Below are 16,207 nucleotides of genomic sequence, written 5' to 3'. Positions count from 1 at the left end.
TCCTTCGATAATTTATCGAGGAATTCTATAAGTCGTAGAGTAAAGCTATATAACCTCTTTTTGAAATCCTTTTTGAATTTTGATTTGTCATTTTGCATTTTTATTTTTGATATTTGATTTAATTAAAGGTACCATAGAATTCCAAATTAAAGTAATTTTGCAAATTTGCCAAAGCCCAGTTAATTATTAACGAAAACCTTATATAGGAAATAATACCGAGCAACAAAAGATAAACTTGTTTGCCCTCAAGTTAATTTGCTCTATGTCGAATTTTCATTAGTAAGTGCTATAGATCTTGTCAAGGCTTTGTTTTGTTCACTTCTGTAAAAAATCTTATTTTTATAAAATTTTTTATTTACTTTTTTATTTTTTTTGATAAAAAGGAGAGGTGGATAATGGCTTTAATTTTGTAGGAGGAGGTAATGGAGATGGAAGGAAAGAGATGCAAAGATTGCATTCACTACAAGCCTATTGATAAGGAGAAGGGTGATTGTTTTGGGGTAGAGGTTTTAGGTGATAGTGACCCTGTTGAATCCGAGAAGTGTGGCGGTAGGTTCTTTGAGGAAAGAAAGGGAATTAAATCATGAATGGAAAATTAACAAAAGAAAAACTTCCCTATAAAAAGAAAATCAAAGAAACGAGATGTTTTGGTCCTATTCTTGATCTTGAAGAACATGTTCATCAAGATTGGTGGAAGCGAATCTTTAATTCACTTTACTTGAAGACAGATGCAGATGTAATAGATGACCAGCAGATAACTTCCCAAGAAAGTGAAATTTTCTTAAATATTTTGGGATTTAAGCCAGAAGATAAGATTTTAGATCTATGTTGTGGCCAGGGAAGGCATTCACTTGAATTAGCGAGGAAAGGATTTAAGAATGTGGAAGGATTAGATCGGTCTCATTATCTGATCCACAGAGCTCGGTCATTGGCTAAAAAAGAACTCTTAAATGTAAAATTTAAGGAAGGCGATGCGAGGAAGCTCCCATATTTACCTGATACTTTTGATGTTGTGATGATTTTAGGTAATAGTTTTGGTTATTTCGAGACGATGCATGATGATTTGAGAGTACTAAAAGAAATATTTAGAGTGTTAAAACCTTGGGGCAAGCTTTTAATTAATGTAGCTGATGGTGAGTATTTAGTTGAAAATTTTCAGCCTCGTTCGTGGGAGTGGATAGATGAAAAGTATTTTGTTTGTCGAGAGCGGTCTTTTTCTAAGGATAAACAACGTTTGATTTCAAGGGAAGTTATTACCCATGCAGAAAAAGGGGTCATTGCTGACCAATTTTACGCCGAAAGGCTTTATTCTAAGGAAAGTTTAATGCAACTTTTAAAAGAAACTGGTTTTACAGATGTAACTTTTCATGGTGAATTTTCTCCTAATTCTAAGCGAAATCAAGATTTAGGGATGATGGAGAGATGTTTAGTAGTTACGGCTATAATAAGAAAAGAATGGTCAGCTATTAAAAAAGTGCCAAAAGAAGTAATAAAGAATATCGCTGTAATTTTAGGAGATCCAAATAAACCAGATCCTTTAAAACCTTATTCTGTCTTTGACGACAATGATTTTTATACTATAGACCAGTTAAAGTCAGCCTTGAAGTTACTAAAAAATTACCATTTTGTTTACCTAAATAATCATGATACTTTACCTTCAGATTTGATGAAGATGAAAGGGAAAGTTGATTTTATCTTTAATTTATGTGATGAGGGATATAATAACGATCCCAGAAGAGAACTTCATCTTCCGGCAATGTTAGAAATAATAGGTATTCCTTATACTGGTTCGGGACCTCAATCTCTGGCTTACTGTTATGACAAATCCCTTGTGCGAGGAATTGCCAAGGAGATGGAGATTACTGTTCCTAAGGCATTCTTTATCAAACAAGAAGATACCATCTTTAGTCTTCCTTTTGGCTTTCCTATTATTGTAAAACCTAACTTTGGCGATTCGAGTTTTGGAATAACTCAAAAGAGTGTGGCTTATAATATCGAAGGATTAGTTAATGCTATTTCAGAAATCAGGGAAAAATTTGGCTATGATAAACCTATCCTGGTGGAAGAGCTTCTTATGGGCAAAGATCTCACCGTGGGAATAATAGGAAATCCTCCTGATTCTTATAACATCTTGCCCATTATGGAAGAGGATTATTCTGCGCTTCCCTCAGAGCTTCCTAAAATATGTGGATACGAAGCTAAGTGGCTTTCTAACTCACCTTATTGGAATATAAAGTCTATTCCTGCTGTTCTGCCCAAGAATACCAAGAGAGTGATTATTGAATGCTGCTTAAAGTTGTACGAGAGGTTAGAATGCCGGGATTACTGTCGATTTGATTGGAGATTGGATACTGATGGAGTTCCTAAACTTCTTGAAGTAAATCCTAATCCAGGTTGGTGTTGGGATGGACACTTGGCTAAGATGGCCAAGGCTACTGAAATGTCTTATTCTGAAATGATAGAAGCTATCTTAACAACTACTGAACAACGATTAGAAATTCCAATAATTTTAGATAAAAAAAGAGAAGAGGAGTCTATAGGTAAGAAGGTACTTGTTACTGTATAAAGCTTGTCTTATTCATGGATATTTGGACAAAAGCTTGTAGCATTCAGCCAGAAGCTTTTAGTTATTTTTATTTATTGACTGCTTTGACCGCTGAATTTGTGCAATTTGTGCTTGGATAAACTTTTATAACGGAACTGATGGCGCGAAGAGCGGCTGAATCGGTCGGCAAAAAATCGGAAAGTTTAATCTTGGTGGGCGGAACAGGACTTGAACCTGCGACCCCCTGTATGTGACACAGGTGCTCTACCAACTGAGCTATCCACCCCTCCTATGAACCTTATCATAAGATAACTTCCGTCTTTTGTCAAGTCTCAAGCTATTTAGGCTCAAGAAAACATAGCTAAAATCTTTTCTTGGAATTCCGAAACTTTTTCTTTAAAGCAATTTTTATCATCTTCAAAATAAGAGATGGTCTCTTGAAAGCTAAGAACCAATAAATCATTGATCTCCTTAAATTTGTGCTCTTGGGTAGTTTCTAAGGAACAATTCAAGTCTTCTCCTTTTAAGGCATTTAATACGGTCAAGCAAAATCTTTCCACTACTTGATAAATAATACCTATGCGGTAATCAGAAAAGGTGTAAAATCCTTCGTATCTTGAGAATTTGGAGAACCTTAAGAGATTTTTAGCCAGTAATCTTTGGTAAGATAGGGTTCCCTGAAAGACACTTTCCCGATGAGATAAAAGGTGCGCCGTAACGGAAGGTTTCTTTAAAAGATTTAATTCCTGAAGAAAAGATAAATTTTTCTTTAAATCACTGGTCGTGGTCTCCAGATCAAACATAATAAACCCTAAAAACAAATTTATCCCTAAATCTTGGATGATCTTAAGAGCTTTTTTGTTTTGACCATTACTATCTTGTTTATTAAATCTATTTAAAGTACTTAAAGAAGCATTTTCTACCCCTAAAAAAACCTCTCTTAAGCCTGCTTCTTTAAGTGCTTTAAATACTTCTTGGTGGACATCACTGGTTCGACATTCTAAACCAAATTTAATCTCTTTTCTTAATTTCTTGAGCAGGAAAGCCAGCTTTAATCCTCGTTGTTTTTTTTCTTTTAAATCCTTTCCAAAAAAATTAGCATCAGCAAAATAAAAGTAATTATTTCCTTGAGCTACTAATTTAGAAATTTCACTAATTATGTTTTTTACACTTCTTGGTCTCCAAAGGCTTCCTTTGTAAAATGAACTTATATAACAAAAACTACATTGATGATAACATCCTCTACTTCCTAAGATATACTTAATAGAATTATCCTTTAAACTTGTTCTATCGGGAAAAGGAAGGCTATCTAAGTCCATAATAAGAGGCCGATCATGGTTTCTTACTACTTTTTGGTCTTTTACAAAAGCTAAGCCTTTAATTTTAAAAAGCTCTCCTAATGGTTTTTTGTAAATTACCAGCTTGGCTAATTCTAAAAAAGTATGTTCAGGTTCTCCTATGGTAATAGTATCGAGGTAGATACTAAAGGGATTTTCAATTAATAATTCCTGGTAAGCAAAAGTTGGGTAAAAGCCATAGAGATTAATAAAAGGTGAAAACTTGTTCTTTATCTCTTTTAACATCTTAAAAATCTCCGCCGTCTCTTCCCATTGATAAACTAAATGAACTCCTAAAAGAGCTGGTGATTCATCTTGGATTAAGATAATGGCTTCTTCTATGGACTTATCACGAGCGTCAACAATTTTAACCTTAAAGCCATGATCTTTAAGAAGAGAAGAGAGATACGGAGTAATAAGGCAAGCAGAAAGTGGAGCATTAGTTACTTCTTGAAATTTATATTGGGAAAGTAGTTTTGGTGGTTCTAATAAGACTATTTCCATAAAATCTAAGGATGATATGACGAATACTTAATCACAAATTTATCAAATTTACCTAAGTGTTTTTCTTCTTTTAGTTCTACTCTAATTACTTTCGCTCCTGGGGGGCCATCTTGGCAAAACTCAACTAACTTTTCTACCTCTTCTTTTTCTCCTTCTGCCATTACTTCTACTCTACTGTCAGCTAAGTTTTTTACCCATCCTGTTACTCCATGTTGAATAGCTTTAGCTCGAGTTTCAGCTCGAAAAAATACCCCTTGGACTAATCCAGAAACAAAAAAATGGTATCTAACCTTTTCCATCCTTATTTCCAACCAATAATTAAATCTTTTAACTCTTTTCGAGTAGAAATTCTTTCTCTAATAACAGGATATCCGATAGCTAAAATTGCCATTAATTCTAAATGATCAGAAATTCCTAAATACTTACTTAAATCTTTACTTTGATTAAGAATTTCTCCCAACCAACATGCTCCTAATCCTAATTCATGAATAAAGAGTAACATATTTTGAAGGCAAGCTCCCACGGCTTGAACATCCTTTAGGTAGTGATAAGAAGCTTCTTTGTCTAAAAAGACTACTATCAACAATTTAGCTGCTTTAATTATCTCTTGGTACTTGGTATAATTAGAAATTTCATTTAGTACCTCTTTTTTGGTAACTACTAAGAATTTCCAAGGTTGATTATTTAATCCCGAAGGAGCCCATCTTCCTACTTCTAAGATTTCTTCAATCAAGTCTTTGCTTATCTCTTGATCGGTAAACTCTCTTACGCTTCGACGATCTTTAATTAGTTTTAATAATAAAGACAAAATTTCCTCCCCCTTTTGACTATTGGCTAATTTTTAACACATTTTACTACTTTACTCAATAAAAATTTGGCTCATCCCGAAGATCTAAAAGAGACACTCTTGATAATTACCTGCCATAACGGAAAACAGGACATTTTCATTTTGCTGTTACAAGGAAAATTATTTATTTGACAAGTAAATAAAAATTTAGTATCTTACTAAAAGAGTTTAGGCCTTGCTTGAAAGGCTCACTTAAAAACTTAAATTTTATAAAAAGGAGGCAAAAGTTGTTAAGGATCTTTCAGGGAATGTTTCAAGGGGTAAACAAAAAGATGAGTAAAATTTTATTAACGTTAGCCTTAATGTTAGTTACTTCACCGTTAATAGCAAGTGAAGCAGAATTAGTAATCCCAGATATAAAGGCTACGGGAAGTTACAATTTGCTCTTGATGGGGTTTGTTATTTGTATTGTAGGATTTATTTTTGGGATTTTTGAGTATCTTAAGTTAAAAAGTTTAAAAGCTCATAAATCGATGACAGATATTGGTGAGCTTATTTTTAAGACCTGTAAAACTTATCTCATTCAACAGGGAAAACTTTTAATCGTTCTTGAAGTCTTTATTGCTATATGTATTGGTTTTTATTTTGGCTACTTGCAACATATGGAAGTAAGTGGTGTCTTAACTATTTTAGCCTGGTCTGTAGTTGGAATTTTAGGTTCTTATGGTGTAGCTTGGTTTGGCATACGGATAAACACCTTAGCTAATAGTAGGACTGCTTTTGCTGCCTTAGAAGGAAAACCTATTAACCTTTCAAACATTCCTTTACGAGCAGGAATGAGTATTGGAGTCTTATTAGTAAGTGTAGAATTAATTATGATGCTTATTATTCTCCTTTTTGTCCGTCGGGAATTAGCTGGTGCTTGTTTTATTGGTTTTGCCATTGGTGAATCCTTGGGAGCAAGTGCACTTCGTGTTGCCGGAGGAATCTTTACTAAAATTGCTGATATTGGTTCTGATTTAATGAAGATTGTCTTTAAGATTAAAGAAGATGATCCTCGTAATCCTGGCGTAATTGCTGATTGCACCGGTGATAATGCCGGTGATAGCGTTGGTCCTACCGCCGATGGTTTTGAAACTTACGGAGTAACAGGTGTAGCTCTTATTTCTTTTATCGTTCTGGCTGTCTCTAACGAAGCATATCAAATTCAACTCTTAACCTGGATATTCCTGATGCGTATCTTAATGATCGCTACTTCTCTTGTCGCTTACTGGATTAATAAAGCAGTTAGTAATTTAGCCTATGCTCATAAAGATGAGTTTGATTATGAAAAACCTTTAACAAGTTTAATTTGGATTACCTCAATTCTTTCTATCTTGATGACTTTTGGCGTTAGTTACTGGCAGTTATCTTCACTTCCTGGTAACCTTGCTAATCTCTGGCTAATTCTTTCTATCATTATTAGCTGTGGAACTTTAGGGGCCGCTCTTATTCCTGAATTTACAAAGATCTTCACTAGCTCCAAGTCCAAACATACTAATGAAGTAGTTACAGCTTCAAGTGAAGGTGGGCCGTCCTTGACAATCCTTTCTGGTCTTGTGGCCGGAAACTTTAGTGCTTTTTGGATTGGAATGGTGGTGGTATCGCTCATGGCGATTTCTTATGCTTCAAGCTTATATATCCCCCCTGAGTTGATGATGTATTCTTCAATCTTTGCTTTTGGCTTGGTGGCTTTTGGATTTTTAGGCATGGGACCAGTAACCATTGCGGTAGACAGCTATGGACCGGTGACCGATAATGCTCAATCAATTTATGAATTATCACTTATTGAATCCATACCTAACATAACTAAAGAAATTGAAAGAGATTTTGGTTTTAAGCCTAATGTTAGTAAGGCAAAACATTATTTAGAATCAAATGATAGTGCTGGAAATACCTTTAAAGCCACTGCTAAGCCAGTATTAATTGGAACAGCAGTAGTAGGAGCTACTACCATGATCTTCTCGCTTATTCTGGTGCTTAAAAAAACACTTGGCATTGAACCAGAAGCTGTTTTAAATCTTTTAAATCCATATACTCTTTTAGGTTTTATTTGTGGAGGCGCAGTAATCTTTTGGTTTACAGGAGCTTCTATCCAAGCGGTAACCACAGGTGCTTATAGAACTGTAGAATTTATTAAGAAGCACATCAAATTAGATACTACTGAGAAGAAAGCTTCCGCTGAAAATTCAAGAGAAGTAGTAAAGATTTGCACCCAGTATGCTCAAAAAGGCATGTTTAATATCTTCATTGTCGTATTCTCCTTTGCTTTAGCCTTTGCTTTCTTTTCTGCACCAGGTAACTTAGTTGGAATAACAGACCCTAAGGAGCTTGCAAGTTTAAGTGCCCCTACCGCCTTCTTTATTAGCTACCTTATTGCTATTGCTGTCTTTGGTTTATTTCAAGCAATATTTATGGCCAATGCTGGAGGATGTTGGGATAATGCCAAGAAAATAGTAGAAGTAGAATTAAAGCAAAAAGGAACTCCTCTCCATGATGCTACAGTAATAGGAGATACAGTAGGTGATCCGTTTAAAGATACTTCTTCAGTAGCTATGAATCCCATTATTAAATTTACTACCTTGTTTGGTCTTCTGGCCATGGAGATTGCTATTTCTGAGGAATTTAGAGCTAATGCTCCTTATGTAGGCATAGTTTTTCTATTAATTGCTTTAATCTTTGTCTATCGTTCTTTTTATGCCATGAGAATTCCCAAGAAATATTTTTAAGAATACAGCTGGTCTCTTGATAAGACAAATTTAAAAAATAATTGAGAAAATATAAAAGCCACAGGTTAAAAGCTGTGGCTTTTGTGTAATTTCTTTTGTATAATTTCTAAAAAGAATTTGGAAATACTAAGCATCTGATGAAGATTAAGTCTTTTGAATTTAATTTGAGAGAATTGCTGAATTATTTAAATTATTTATAAAAATTATGGACAAAAAAGCAATAGCTTTATTATCGGGCGGACTTGATTCAACTTTAACCATCAGGCTCTTGTTGGACCAAGGAATAGAAATAGTGGCCTTAAATTTTACTAGCCCTTTCTGTCAATGTAATCGTAAAAATAGTTGTCAACTTGAATCGAAAAAAGTAGCGGAAAAACTTGACGTTAAGTTAAAGGTAATTGGGCTTGGTAAGGAATACTTAGAGATGGTCAAAAGTCCTAAATACGGTTATGGCAAAAATATGAACCCCTGTATCGACTGTCGGATCTTAATGTTTAAAAAAGCCAAAAGTTATATGGAAGAGATCAAAGCTTCTTTTATGATTACCGGCGAAGTATTAGGACAAAGACCTATGTCTCAACACCGGAAAGCTATGGAACTTATTGAAAAAGAAGCAGGCTTAGAAGGGCTTATCTTGCGACCACTATCAGCTCAAGTTCTGAACCCTACCCTTCCAGAAAAGATAGGCATTATCAACAGGGACAAACTATTAAATATTAGGGGTCGATCACGAAGACCACAAATAAAACTGGCTCTTCATTACAAAATCAACGATTATCTTTGTCCAGCCGGGGGTTGTCTTCTTACCGATCCTATATTTGCTAAAAAACTGCGAGATTTGCTTAATCATTTAAAAAATCCATTATGGCGTGACATCAAACTACTTAAAATTGGCCGTCATTTTCGAGTTTCTAATCTGACTAAAGTAATTGTAGGTCGTAATAAAGATGAAAATGAGCAATTGTTAAAACTTGCTAAAAAAGAAGATAGTATTCTTAAAGTTACAGATTATACTACTCCCGTGGTAATTATTCAAGGCAGATTAAATGAGGAGGTAATTCAACTTGCCTCCAAAATAACTGTTCGTTATAGCGATGCTCCCAAAGAAATACCAGTAACTGTTCTTTGTCAGATAGATAGAGATGAATCTTTAAGAAAAGAGATAGCCATAGAAGAGAGTCAGTTGGAAAATATGAGAATATAGGAAAAGATTGATAACTAACAAAGCAATTATTGCTTAAAAGGATAAGAGATAAGTTTATTTAAGGAAATATTAAGCTCTAAAAGAGTTAATAACTATTAAATTAGAAGGAAATAATAAGCTATGAAAGAGTTAATAACTATTAAACAGATAGAAGGACTAATAAGTCCTCATCATGAATATACAAACAGAGAATTAGAAAAAAGAAAAGAAGCCCTTGAATATATCAACGATCTTCAAGATTTAGCTAATTATATTGGAGGAAAAGTCGAAAAATTAAACTTAGGAGAAGATTGGGTAATCAGCAAAGAAATCTTTCCAAATGTCAATCTTTACTTTGTTTATATGAAAACCGATGAAGATTTTCTTAGTGAATTTAAGGTGCTCTTTTCAGGAAATAAAGTTAAGAAGTTACAAGGTGAAGATTTGGCCTCCCTAACCATAGCCTGCGTTAATCACATCCTAAGATATATTAAAGAAACAAGTTATTCTAAAAAACTTCCCGATATTTGTAATAAAGTATAAGTAAACGTTCGGTGGTCAGTCAAATTCAGAAAAATTAAGAAAGACTATAGTTTATAGTTTGTAATCCCCTGTTTATCTAAATCTTCAAGGCAAAGAAGCTATGCATCTATCCAGTAGAAAAGTATCTGTAAATATAGGAAGGGCAATCAAAGAATATGAAGTGATAGAGGAGCCTTATGCCCATATTTTAGTGGAGACCAATAAAGAACTTCATGGTTGGTTAAGTAAGCATAGAGAATGCACCTCTGAAAGATTGCTCTTAAATCCTTATCACGGTTGCAGTGTAGATTGTTTTTTTTGTTACACCAAAGGTTATGACTTTGGATATTTTAAGTTATGCCAAGAAGAAAAAGTAGTCACTGTCTTTAAAGATTTTGATCGTAGAGTAGCTTCTCAGTTAGATGAAATAAAGATAGCCAGTTGTGGCTATCTTTCTCCAGTAAGTGAATTATTTTCAGAATTAAATAATAAATATCAAATCACTGAAAGAATTATTAAGGAATTTATAAAAAGAAATATTCCTATTGAATTTATTACCAAAGAAGTAATTAGTAAAGAAGTTTTGGAGCTTTTAAAACAACAAAGACATTCTTTTGGTCAAGTTTCTATCTTAACCTTAAAGGAAGGCTTGAGAAAAAGATTAATGAAGAAAGGAGCTACCACTGAACAGCTTCTTGGCAATATAAGATCTTTAGCCAAGAGTGGTATTTATGCAGTCTGTAGAATTGATCCTATTTTACCTTTTTTAAATGATCAAAAAGAAGAATTAAGAGATTTGATAAAAAGAGTAAGGGATGAAGGGGCTTCTCATATTATAGCTAGTTGTTTGGATATATCAAAGATAATGTATCAAGAAACTTTAAATTATATTAAAAATTTTGGGATAAGTATATTTTACGAATATAAAAAGTTGTACCAAGAGTCAATTAAGAATTGTTTACATGCTGATATTAATTATCGAAAAAGGATATTTAGTTTTTTAAGGGAGACTTGCGATAAAAATAATATATCTTTTGCCCTATGTATGGAATTTGAAATGGTTAAAGATAAGATCAGAGGTTTAAATCAAGAATTTATGAGTAGTGAAAATTGCGAAGGCATTAATATTCCTATTTATATTAAAAGAGGAAAGTATTTTGAACCAATAGCTGATTGTTTGGGTAATTGTTTAAATTGCCAAGAAGCTAAATGTGGCTTAAGAGAACTTTCCCAGGGAAATGAAGATGGAGAGAAATGTTGGAAATTAAGTGATTATAAAAGATGGAGTAAAAGCATAAATGAAAACTACCGACTATTTTAATCTTACAATCTTAGATGTTTATAAGGAGTTTAAGGAAGAACTATCCAAGGTTGATGGGATAATAAGAGATTGCTTAAAGAGTGAAGATAAAGATGTAAATAAGATGATTAAATATTTACCAACTCTTTCGGGCAAGAGATTACGTCCTTTGCTAGTCTTAATTTCTGCTTCTTTGAATGATAAAAAGAACACGGAAAAAGATATAATTCTGGCTGCTGTAATGGAGCTTATCCATACCGCTACCCTTATCCATGATGATGTGATAGATGAAGCTTGTAAGCGGAGATTCAAGTATACTTTAAACCATGAATGGGGAAATAGAATTTCTGTAATTTTTGGAGATTATTTACTCAGCAAAAGTTTTTTGCTCTTAGTTAATAATTTTGACCAAGAAATACTAAGTAGTATCTCGCAAGCCGTAAGTAAAGTTTGCCAAGGAGAAATAAGAGAGCAACAGAGGCAGTATGACAAAAAGTTAAGGAAAGATGAATATTTAAAAATTATTGAAGATAAAACAGCCTCTTTAATATCAGCTTGTTGTAAATCTGGAGCATTATTAGGAAAGAGTAGTGAAATTGAAATAAAAGCCATGGAAAATTATGGGTTAAATATTGGCATAGCTTTTCAAATTGTAGATGATTGCTTAGATTTAATCTCTAGTGAAAAAGAGCTAGGGAAAAATGCTGGAAATGATTTGAGTAAAGGAAGATTAACCTTGCCTGTTATTTACTTATTAAATAAGGATCAAGAGATAGACGACATTTTTAATTACGATAAAAAAGAGTTAATGAGGTTATTAAAAGAAGGTAGTTATTTAGAAGAAGCTTTAGAAGTAGGAAAAAAGTATATCAAAAAAGCTAAAAAGAACTTAGACAATATAGAAGACTCTAAAGTTAAAATCTTTCTTTCTGTGATAGCTAATTATGTTTTGAAAAGAAGGCATTAATGGTCATTAGCAAAATAAATTTAACTGGAGCTACAGCTATTGAGCAAGAATGGAAAAAGAAATATTCAGGTATATCTCTTTGTTTTTAAGAACATAGTCCCAAAAATAATGAATAAATTTTTATTCTCTTTTTTCATAGTCGCCGTTTTCTACTTATTTTTTTTCAAGTTTAAGATAAATTTCGTTGAGCAGGCTATCGAAACTCTTTGATTAGTAGTCATACCCAATGCTAATTTCTAAATTTGGTTTACTCGACGTTCTTAAATTGGTCTGCCAAGCATAGTCAAATCGCAAAGGAAAAAGTCCCAAAGTAGTTCTAATGCCAATTCCTGTACTCATATGGAAATTATCTCCGATCTTCTTTTTTGAAGCAATCCATAATCGAGGGTTTTCGCCTTTAAGCCAGGCCGAACCCAAATCTACAAATAAATTAGCTCCAATATTCTTAATCGCTATCGGAACAGGAAAAGAAAGATAGATCAATTTGATAAAAGGAAAGCGAATTTCTGTATTAAGCAAAACTACTTTATTACCTCTAAATTCATCATAATCATAACCCCTTAAAGTATTGCTTCCCCCCAGGAAAAAATCCTCAGGATGGCTGCCTTCGCTGTGAAGACATAAGAGACGAAGAGCCAAGGAAGACTCCTGGCTTATCTGGAAGTATCTTCTTAAGTCTAATCTATAATTTGTGTACTTTAAATCATCTTTAGAAATCTTAAAAAACTTTTCAATAGCAAGAAGAGATCTCTGGCCATTAACAGGTCCTTTATAGTTCCAACTACTGGTATCGACGGTATAGGCTAAAAAGACAGAATTAGCCTTTTTGATCTCCGTCTCTTTTATTGTCTCGATATACTTCCTTGTCTTTTGCTCAAAAAGAAATCCACTATCTAAGCGACAGTATTTACTCAAAGGATGCCTTAAAAAGAACAATCCTCCAGAATCTCTATCCATAATCTTATCTTCTTGATAGTAAAAATAATTACCCCAATTAAATAACCCCACTCCTATTTGAGGTTTTCTAGTAAGATATAAATAGGTTAAATAAAAATTAAAGTCCTTAAAGCTACCAATAGAAGCTAAATAATCTGTAGTTAGAATAAAACGGTGATTACCTAAAATATCACTTGCGGCTACTTGCGTAGTAGCAGAAAGACCAGATAAGGTAGAATAAGCAAAACTTCCTTGGGCCCAATCTAAGGCCATCTTAACTTTATAGTTAGAAACTTCTAAAGCAGTTTCTTTAACCTGTGAGGTAAGCTTAGGAACTACATGGTGATTAAGGTCAAAATTACATTCTTTAAGTCTTATTTCTTCATCTCTTAAGACAAAGATATTATAATCTCCATTAAAGTAAGAAGTAAAAGCAACCTTACTCTTATCTGGCGAAGCAGTCGGCCAAAAAATACCTCCATATTCGTTGGTAACTTGAAAACATTTATTATCTTTTAAGCTGTAAAGAAAAAGATTAAATCTACCCTCATAATTGCTCACAAAATATATATTCTCCATATCTTTCCAAGAAGGATTAATGTTATCGGCCTTATTAGAAATTACCTTTTCCAGTTTATGTTCTTCTAAAGAATAGAGGTAAATATTCTTAGAATTATTTTCTTCTCGCTCAAAAGCAAGGTATTTATCATCAGGAGAAAACACCGGCTCCTTATCTAAAGCGTAAGAAGTTACCTTTCTGAGTATTTTTTCAGAAATATGGTAGATATAAATAGCTGAGTGCTCTTCTTCTTGAACAGAAAAGACTACCCTTTTTTCATCATGGGAAAGATCTAACGAAGTAATGGTATTAAACTTTTTAAAGCTTAGTTTATGAGCAATCTTATCTCCCAAGATATCCCAAAGATAGATATGATCACGCCCTTTATCTTTAGCAATAAAAGCAATATAATTGCCAGACCAAGATAAGAACCTTCCTTGAGTATTTAAATCTTCAAAATGTTTAAATCTCAAAGGAGAAGTTAAATTTTTTATAATCTTACCATCTTCTTCTCGGGCTAAAAAAATATCTAAGTAGCTTTTGTGATTAGCCAAGAAAAGAAGCATCTCCCCTCCTGGAGAATAAATAGGCAGAAGAGCATATTCCTTATCATTTAATATCTTTCTACTTATCGAAGATGGATCTTTTCTAACTTTTACTTGAGGAAAGTATCTTTGCTGAAGAGATATCCTCCACTTATTTTCTACTTTAAGAAGGTCTTCTCCTATGATTTTTTGAAATAATTCTTCTATATTTTTATCTACAGCCAGTCTTTTGGTTAAATAAGCTAACTTTTCTTTTCCATAATTAGAGGCCACAAAGTTCAAAAAAGAATGGCTTTCTTTATAAGCTAAGTAAGTGTTAGATTGAGAAAATCCACTAAGATCATTCAAGTTACTCAAAGGAATAAGGTAATTATTAATTACCGCATCAGCTAAAACCATTTCTCCTTTACAGTCTAAGTCTCCTGTTTCATACTCAGCTAAGCCTTCCATAAACCAAAGAGGAGGATTATAGAGAAACTGGTTAGTAAAGATAGATTTTAAAGCATCTTTATATAAGATATTAAAAGTAAAGATATGAGTAAGTTCATGAGTAATTACTGTCTCAAGTTGCTTGTATGAACCTTCAAAAGGAACGACCAGGCGCGATTTAAAGACTTCAGAAAATCCACCTACATTTTTGTCAATAAGCTCTAAGATAATATTTGTCTGTTCAAAATCATAATGGGATTTAAATAAGACAAAAGGAATTTTTTTTTCCACATGACAAGAGAGGTCTTCGCTGATCTTCTGATAAGCTTCTTCCGCCATAAGAGAAGCCTTTTTGGCTAAATTATAAATTTCAGGATTAAAATAGATATCAAAATGCTCTGTCTTCATAATTTGCCAGGTAAAATGGTCATAGACTACCTTATTTTTTCCAAATTCTTGAGCCTTTAAAAGATTAGGCAGGCAGATAAAAAAGAAAACTAAAAATATAGTTAATCTTCTCATAAGTATTTATTCAAAGACTACCTTTCTTTTAATCATTTTTTCCTTAGGAGATATTTTAGAGATAAGACTTTGAGTATGTTTTTTAACTAAAGAATAAAGCAGTTGATTATTCTCTTCCATTTTTTTAAGAGAAGGAAAAATTTGAGATATGTTGGTATCTTCTCTTTCTTCCCATATTATCTGACCATCTTTCCCTTCATATAGCCTAAAAACCACATCTAAAGAAATAGTATAATTTTTTTCATCCACGGTATAAGTAATATATCTATTTTCTGTCTTGGAATAGTAACTATCAATATTGGTGCTAATAAAGTCATCTTCTTTGCATTTATTAACTTTTACTAAGAACACGGCGTCAATATTGTGCTTTTTGCATAAATCAGCTACCACTTTTGGTTCTTCCCAATTAATAAGCTTTACTTCTTGAGGAGAACATATCTTATTGGTTTCCACTTCTGATAAAGTATAAAATTTATTAACTTCAAAGAAGATATTTCTTATTAGAGAAGTAATTTTTTGAGCAGATTCTTGATATTCTTGATTAGTTAAAGGTATTATCGCTATCTTCTTAAAATGATCAATATTTAATAAGGGAGGAGTAGCTCTTTTAATAATTATGGTTTTTACTGAACTACAGGAGGCGATAAAGATAAATATTATGGCAATAATTAAAGATTTTTGTAATATTTGTAACATATTCATGGAGTTCTATTGGGAAGGCAAGGAATCTAAAGACTTATTTTCTTTAAGAAATAAGTTTAAGTTTTCTTTATAACTCTTGTGAGGAGAGAGCTTTATAGCATTCTGATAGTACAACTTGGCTTTATCAATTTCATTAAAGTATTCATAAGTCACCGCTAAATTATTATTTACGGCCGAAGAGTTGGGATTTAATTGATAAGCTCTTTCTAAATGGTATTTAGCTTCATGCCACAAGTTTAAATTAATACACTTTAAAGCATAGTTATTTTCTAAGTGGTTTAACTTTTGACTACGAAGAGAAAATGAAAAAAGAGCACATCCATAAAAAGAATGAAGAAAGGATAAAGTTATAAATATTAATAAATATCTACGCATTCCTTGCATTCCTTAAAATCTTTCTAATTTTAATATTTTAAAGTATAAATTCAAGATCCTTAACTGTCAAGGAAAATAAGCCAGCCTGTAACAGCAAAATGAAAATGTCCTGTTTTCCGTTAAATAGAAATGTCCTATTTTGTATTAGATAAAAATGATCTTTTATATGGGTTTATTTTAAACTTCCTCCAAGGGTGATCCAATGGAAGAATATGCACCTTTCTTA

13 protein-coding genes and 1 tRNA gene are annotated in these 16,207 nt (G+C 32.8%); 7 read left to right on the top strand and 7 right to left on the bottom strand.

The window, feature by feature from the left end; all coding sequences use genetic code 11:
- Positions 1–422: 422 nt before the first annotated feature.
- Together KJ849_02020 and KJ849_02015 are read left to right on the top strand one after the other, a co-directional pair.
- On the top strand, positions 423–587 hold the full coding sequence (locus KJ849_02020; GenBank protein MBU2599337.1) for a hypothetical protein: 165 nt from the start codon (positions 423–425) through the stop codon (positions 585–587).
- Positions 584–2,566: a methyltransferase domain-containing protein gene (locus tag KJ849_02015; protein MBU2599336.1), complete on the top strand. Its 1,983-nt coding sequence runs from the start codon at positions 584–586 to the stop codon at positions 2,564–2,566. The genes KJ849_02020 and KJ849_02015 overlap by 4 nt, the downstream gene beginning before the upstream one ends.
- A gap of 189 nt (positions 2,567–2,755) precedes the next feature.
- On the opposite strand, the gene KJ849_02010 is transcribed toward KJ849_02015, so the two are convergent.
- The 4 genes from KJ849_02010 to KJ849_01995 all read right to left on the bottom strand — a co-directional run bounded on the left by KJ849_02010 (position 2,756) and on the right by KJ849_01995 (position 5,197).
- Positions 2,756–2,831: transfer RNA gene (locus KJ849_02010), tRNA-Val, on the bottom strand.
- Positions 2,832–2,892: 61 nt separating this feature from the next.
- The gene (locus KJ849_02005; protein ID MBU2599335.1) at positions 2,893–4,386 is read right to left on the bottom strand and encodes a radical SAM protein; all 1,494 of its coding nucleotides are present in this window, start codon (positions 4,384–4,386) and stop codon (positions 2,893–2,895) included.
- 5 nt (positions 4,387–4,391) lie between these two features.
- Positions 4,392–4,685, bottom strand: coding sequence for an acylphosphatase (locus tag KJ849_02000; GenBank protein ID MBU2599334.1), 294 nt, complete (start codon positions 4,683–4,685; stop codon positions 4,392–4,394).
- Between the two features lie 2 nt (positions 4,686–4,687).
- Positions 4,688–5,197: a nitroreductase gene (locus KJ849_01995; protein MBU2599333.1), complete on the bottom strand. Its 510-nt coding sequence runs from the start codon at positions 5,195–5,197 to the stop codon at positions 4,688–4,690.
- A 284-nt stretch (positions 5,198–5,481) separates the two neighbouring features.
- On the opposite strand from KJ849_01995, the gene KJ849_01990 reads away from it, so the two are divergent.
- The 5 genes from KJ849_01990 to KJ849_01970 all read left to right on the top strand — a co-directional run bounded on the left by KJ849_01990 (position 5,482) and on the right by KJ849_01970 (position 11,913).
- Positions 5,482–7,941, top strand: a complete 2,460-nt coding sequence (locus KJ849_01990; protein ID MBU2599332.1) for a sodium-translocating pyrophosphatase — start codon at positions 5,482–5,484, stop codon at positions 7,939–7,941.
- A 205-nt stretch (positions 7,942–8,146) separates the two neighbouring features.
- Entirely contained in the window at positions 8,147–9,145 is a 999-nt protein-coding gene (locus tag KJ849_01985) for a 7-cyano-7-deazaguanine synthase (GenBank protein ID MBU2599331.1), read from the top strand.
- Positions 9,146–9,265: 120 nt separating this feature from the next.
- Entirely contained in the window at positions 9,266–9,667 is a 402-nt protein-coding gene (locus tag KJ849_01980) for a DUF3786 domain-containing protein (protein MBU2599330.1), read from the top strand.
- Positions 9,668–9,767: 100 nt separating this feature from the next.
- Positions 9,768–10,967, top strand: coding sequence for a radical SAM protein (locus tag KJ849_01975; GenBank protein MBU2599329.1), 1,200 nt, complete (start codon positions 9,768–9,770; stop codon positions 10,965–10,967).
- The gene (locus KJ849_01970) at positions 10,945–11,913 is read left to right on the top strand and encodes a polyprenyl synthetase family protein (GenBank protein MBU2599328.1); all 969 of its coding nucleotides are present in this window, start codon (positions 10,945–10,947) and stop codon (positions 11,911–11,913) included. Before KJ849_01975 ends, KJ849_01970 begins: the two co-directional genes overlap by 23 nt.
- 210 nt (positions 11,914–12,123) lie before the next feature.
- Here the strand turns inward: KJ849_01970 and KJ849_01965 are convergent, their stop codons facing one another.
- The 3 genes from KJ849_01965 to KJ849_01955 are packed head-to-tail and all read right to left on the bottom strand — an operon-like array spanning position 12,124 to position 15,981.
- Complete coding sequence (locus tag KJ849_01965) at positions 12,124–14,904, bottom strand: BamA/TamA family outer membrane protein (protein ID MBU2599327.1); 2,781 nt, start codon at positions 14,902–14,904, stop codon at positions 12,124–12,126.
- 6 nt (positions 14,905–14,910) lie between these two features.
- Positions 14,911–15,606, bottom strand: a complete 696-nt coding sequence (locus KJ849_01960; GenBank protein ID MBU2599326.1) for a hypothetical protein — start codon at positions 15,604–15,606, stop codon at positions 14,911–14,913.
- A 6-nt stretch (positions 15,607–15,612) separates the two neighbouring features.
- Complete coding sequence (locus tag KJ849_01955; protein ID MBU2599325.1) at positions 15,613–15,981, bottom strand: hypothetical protein; 369 nt, start codon at positions 15,979–15,981, stop codon at positions 15,613–15,615.
- Positions 15,982–16,207: the final 226 nt, after the last annotated feature.

This window comes from bacterium, assembly GCA_018830565.1.
Classification (GTDB): domain Bacteria; phylum UBA9089; class JAHJRX01; order JAHJRX01; family JAHJRX01; genus JAHJRX01.
Note: the sequence above shows the minus strand (reverse complement) of the source record. Positions and strands in the feature narration are given on the sequence as shown.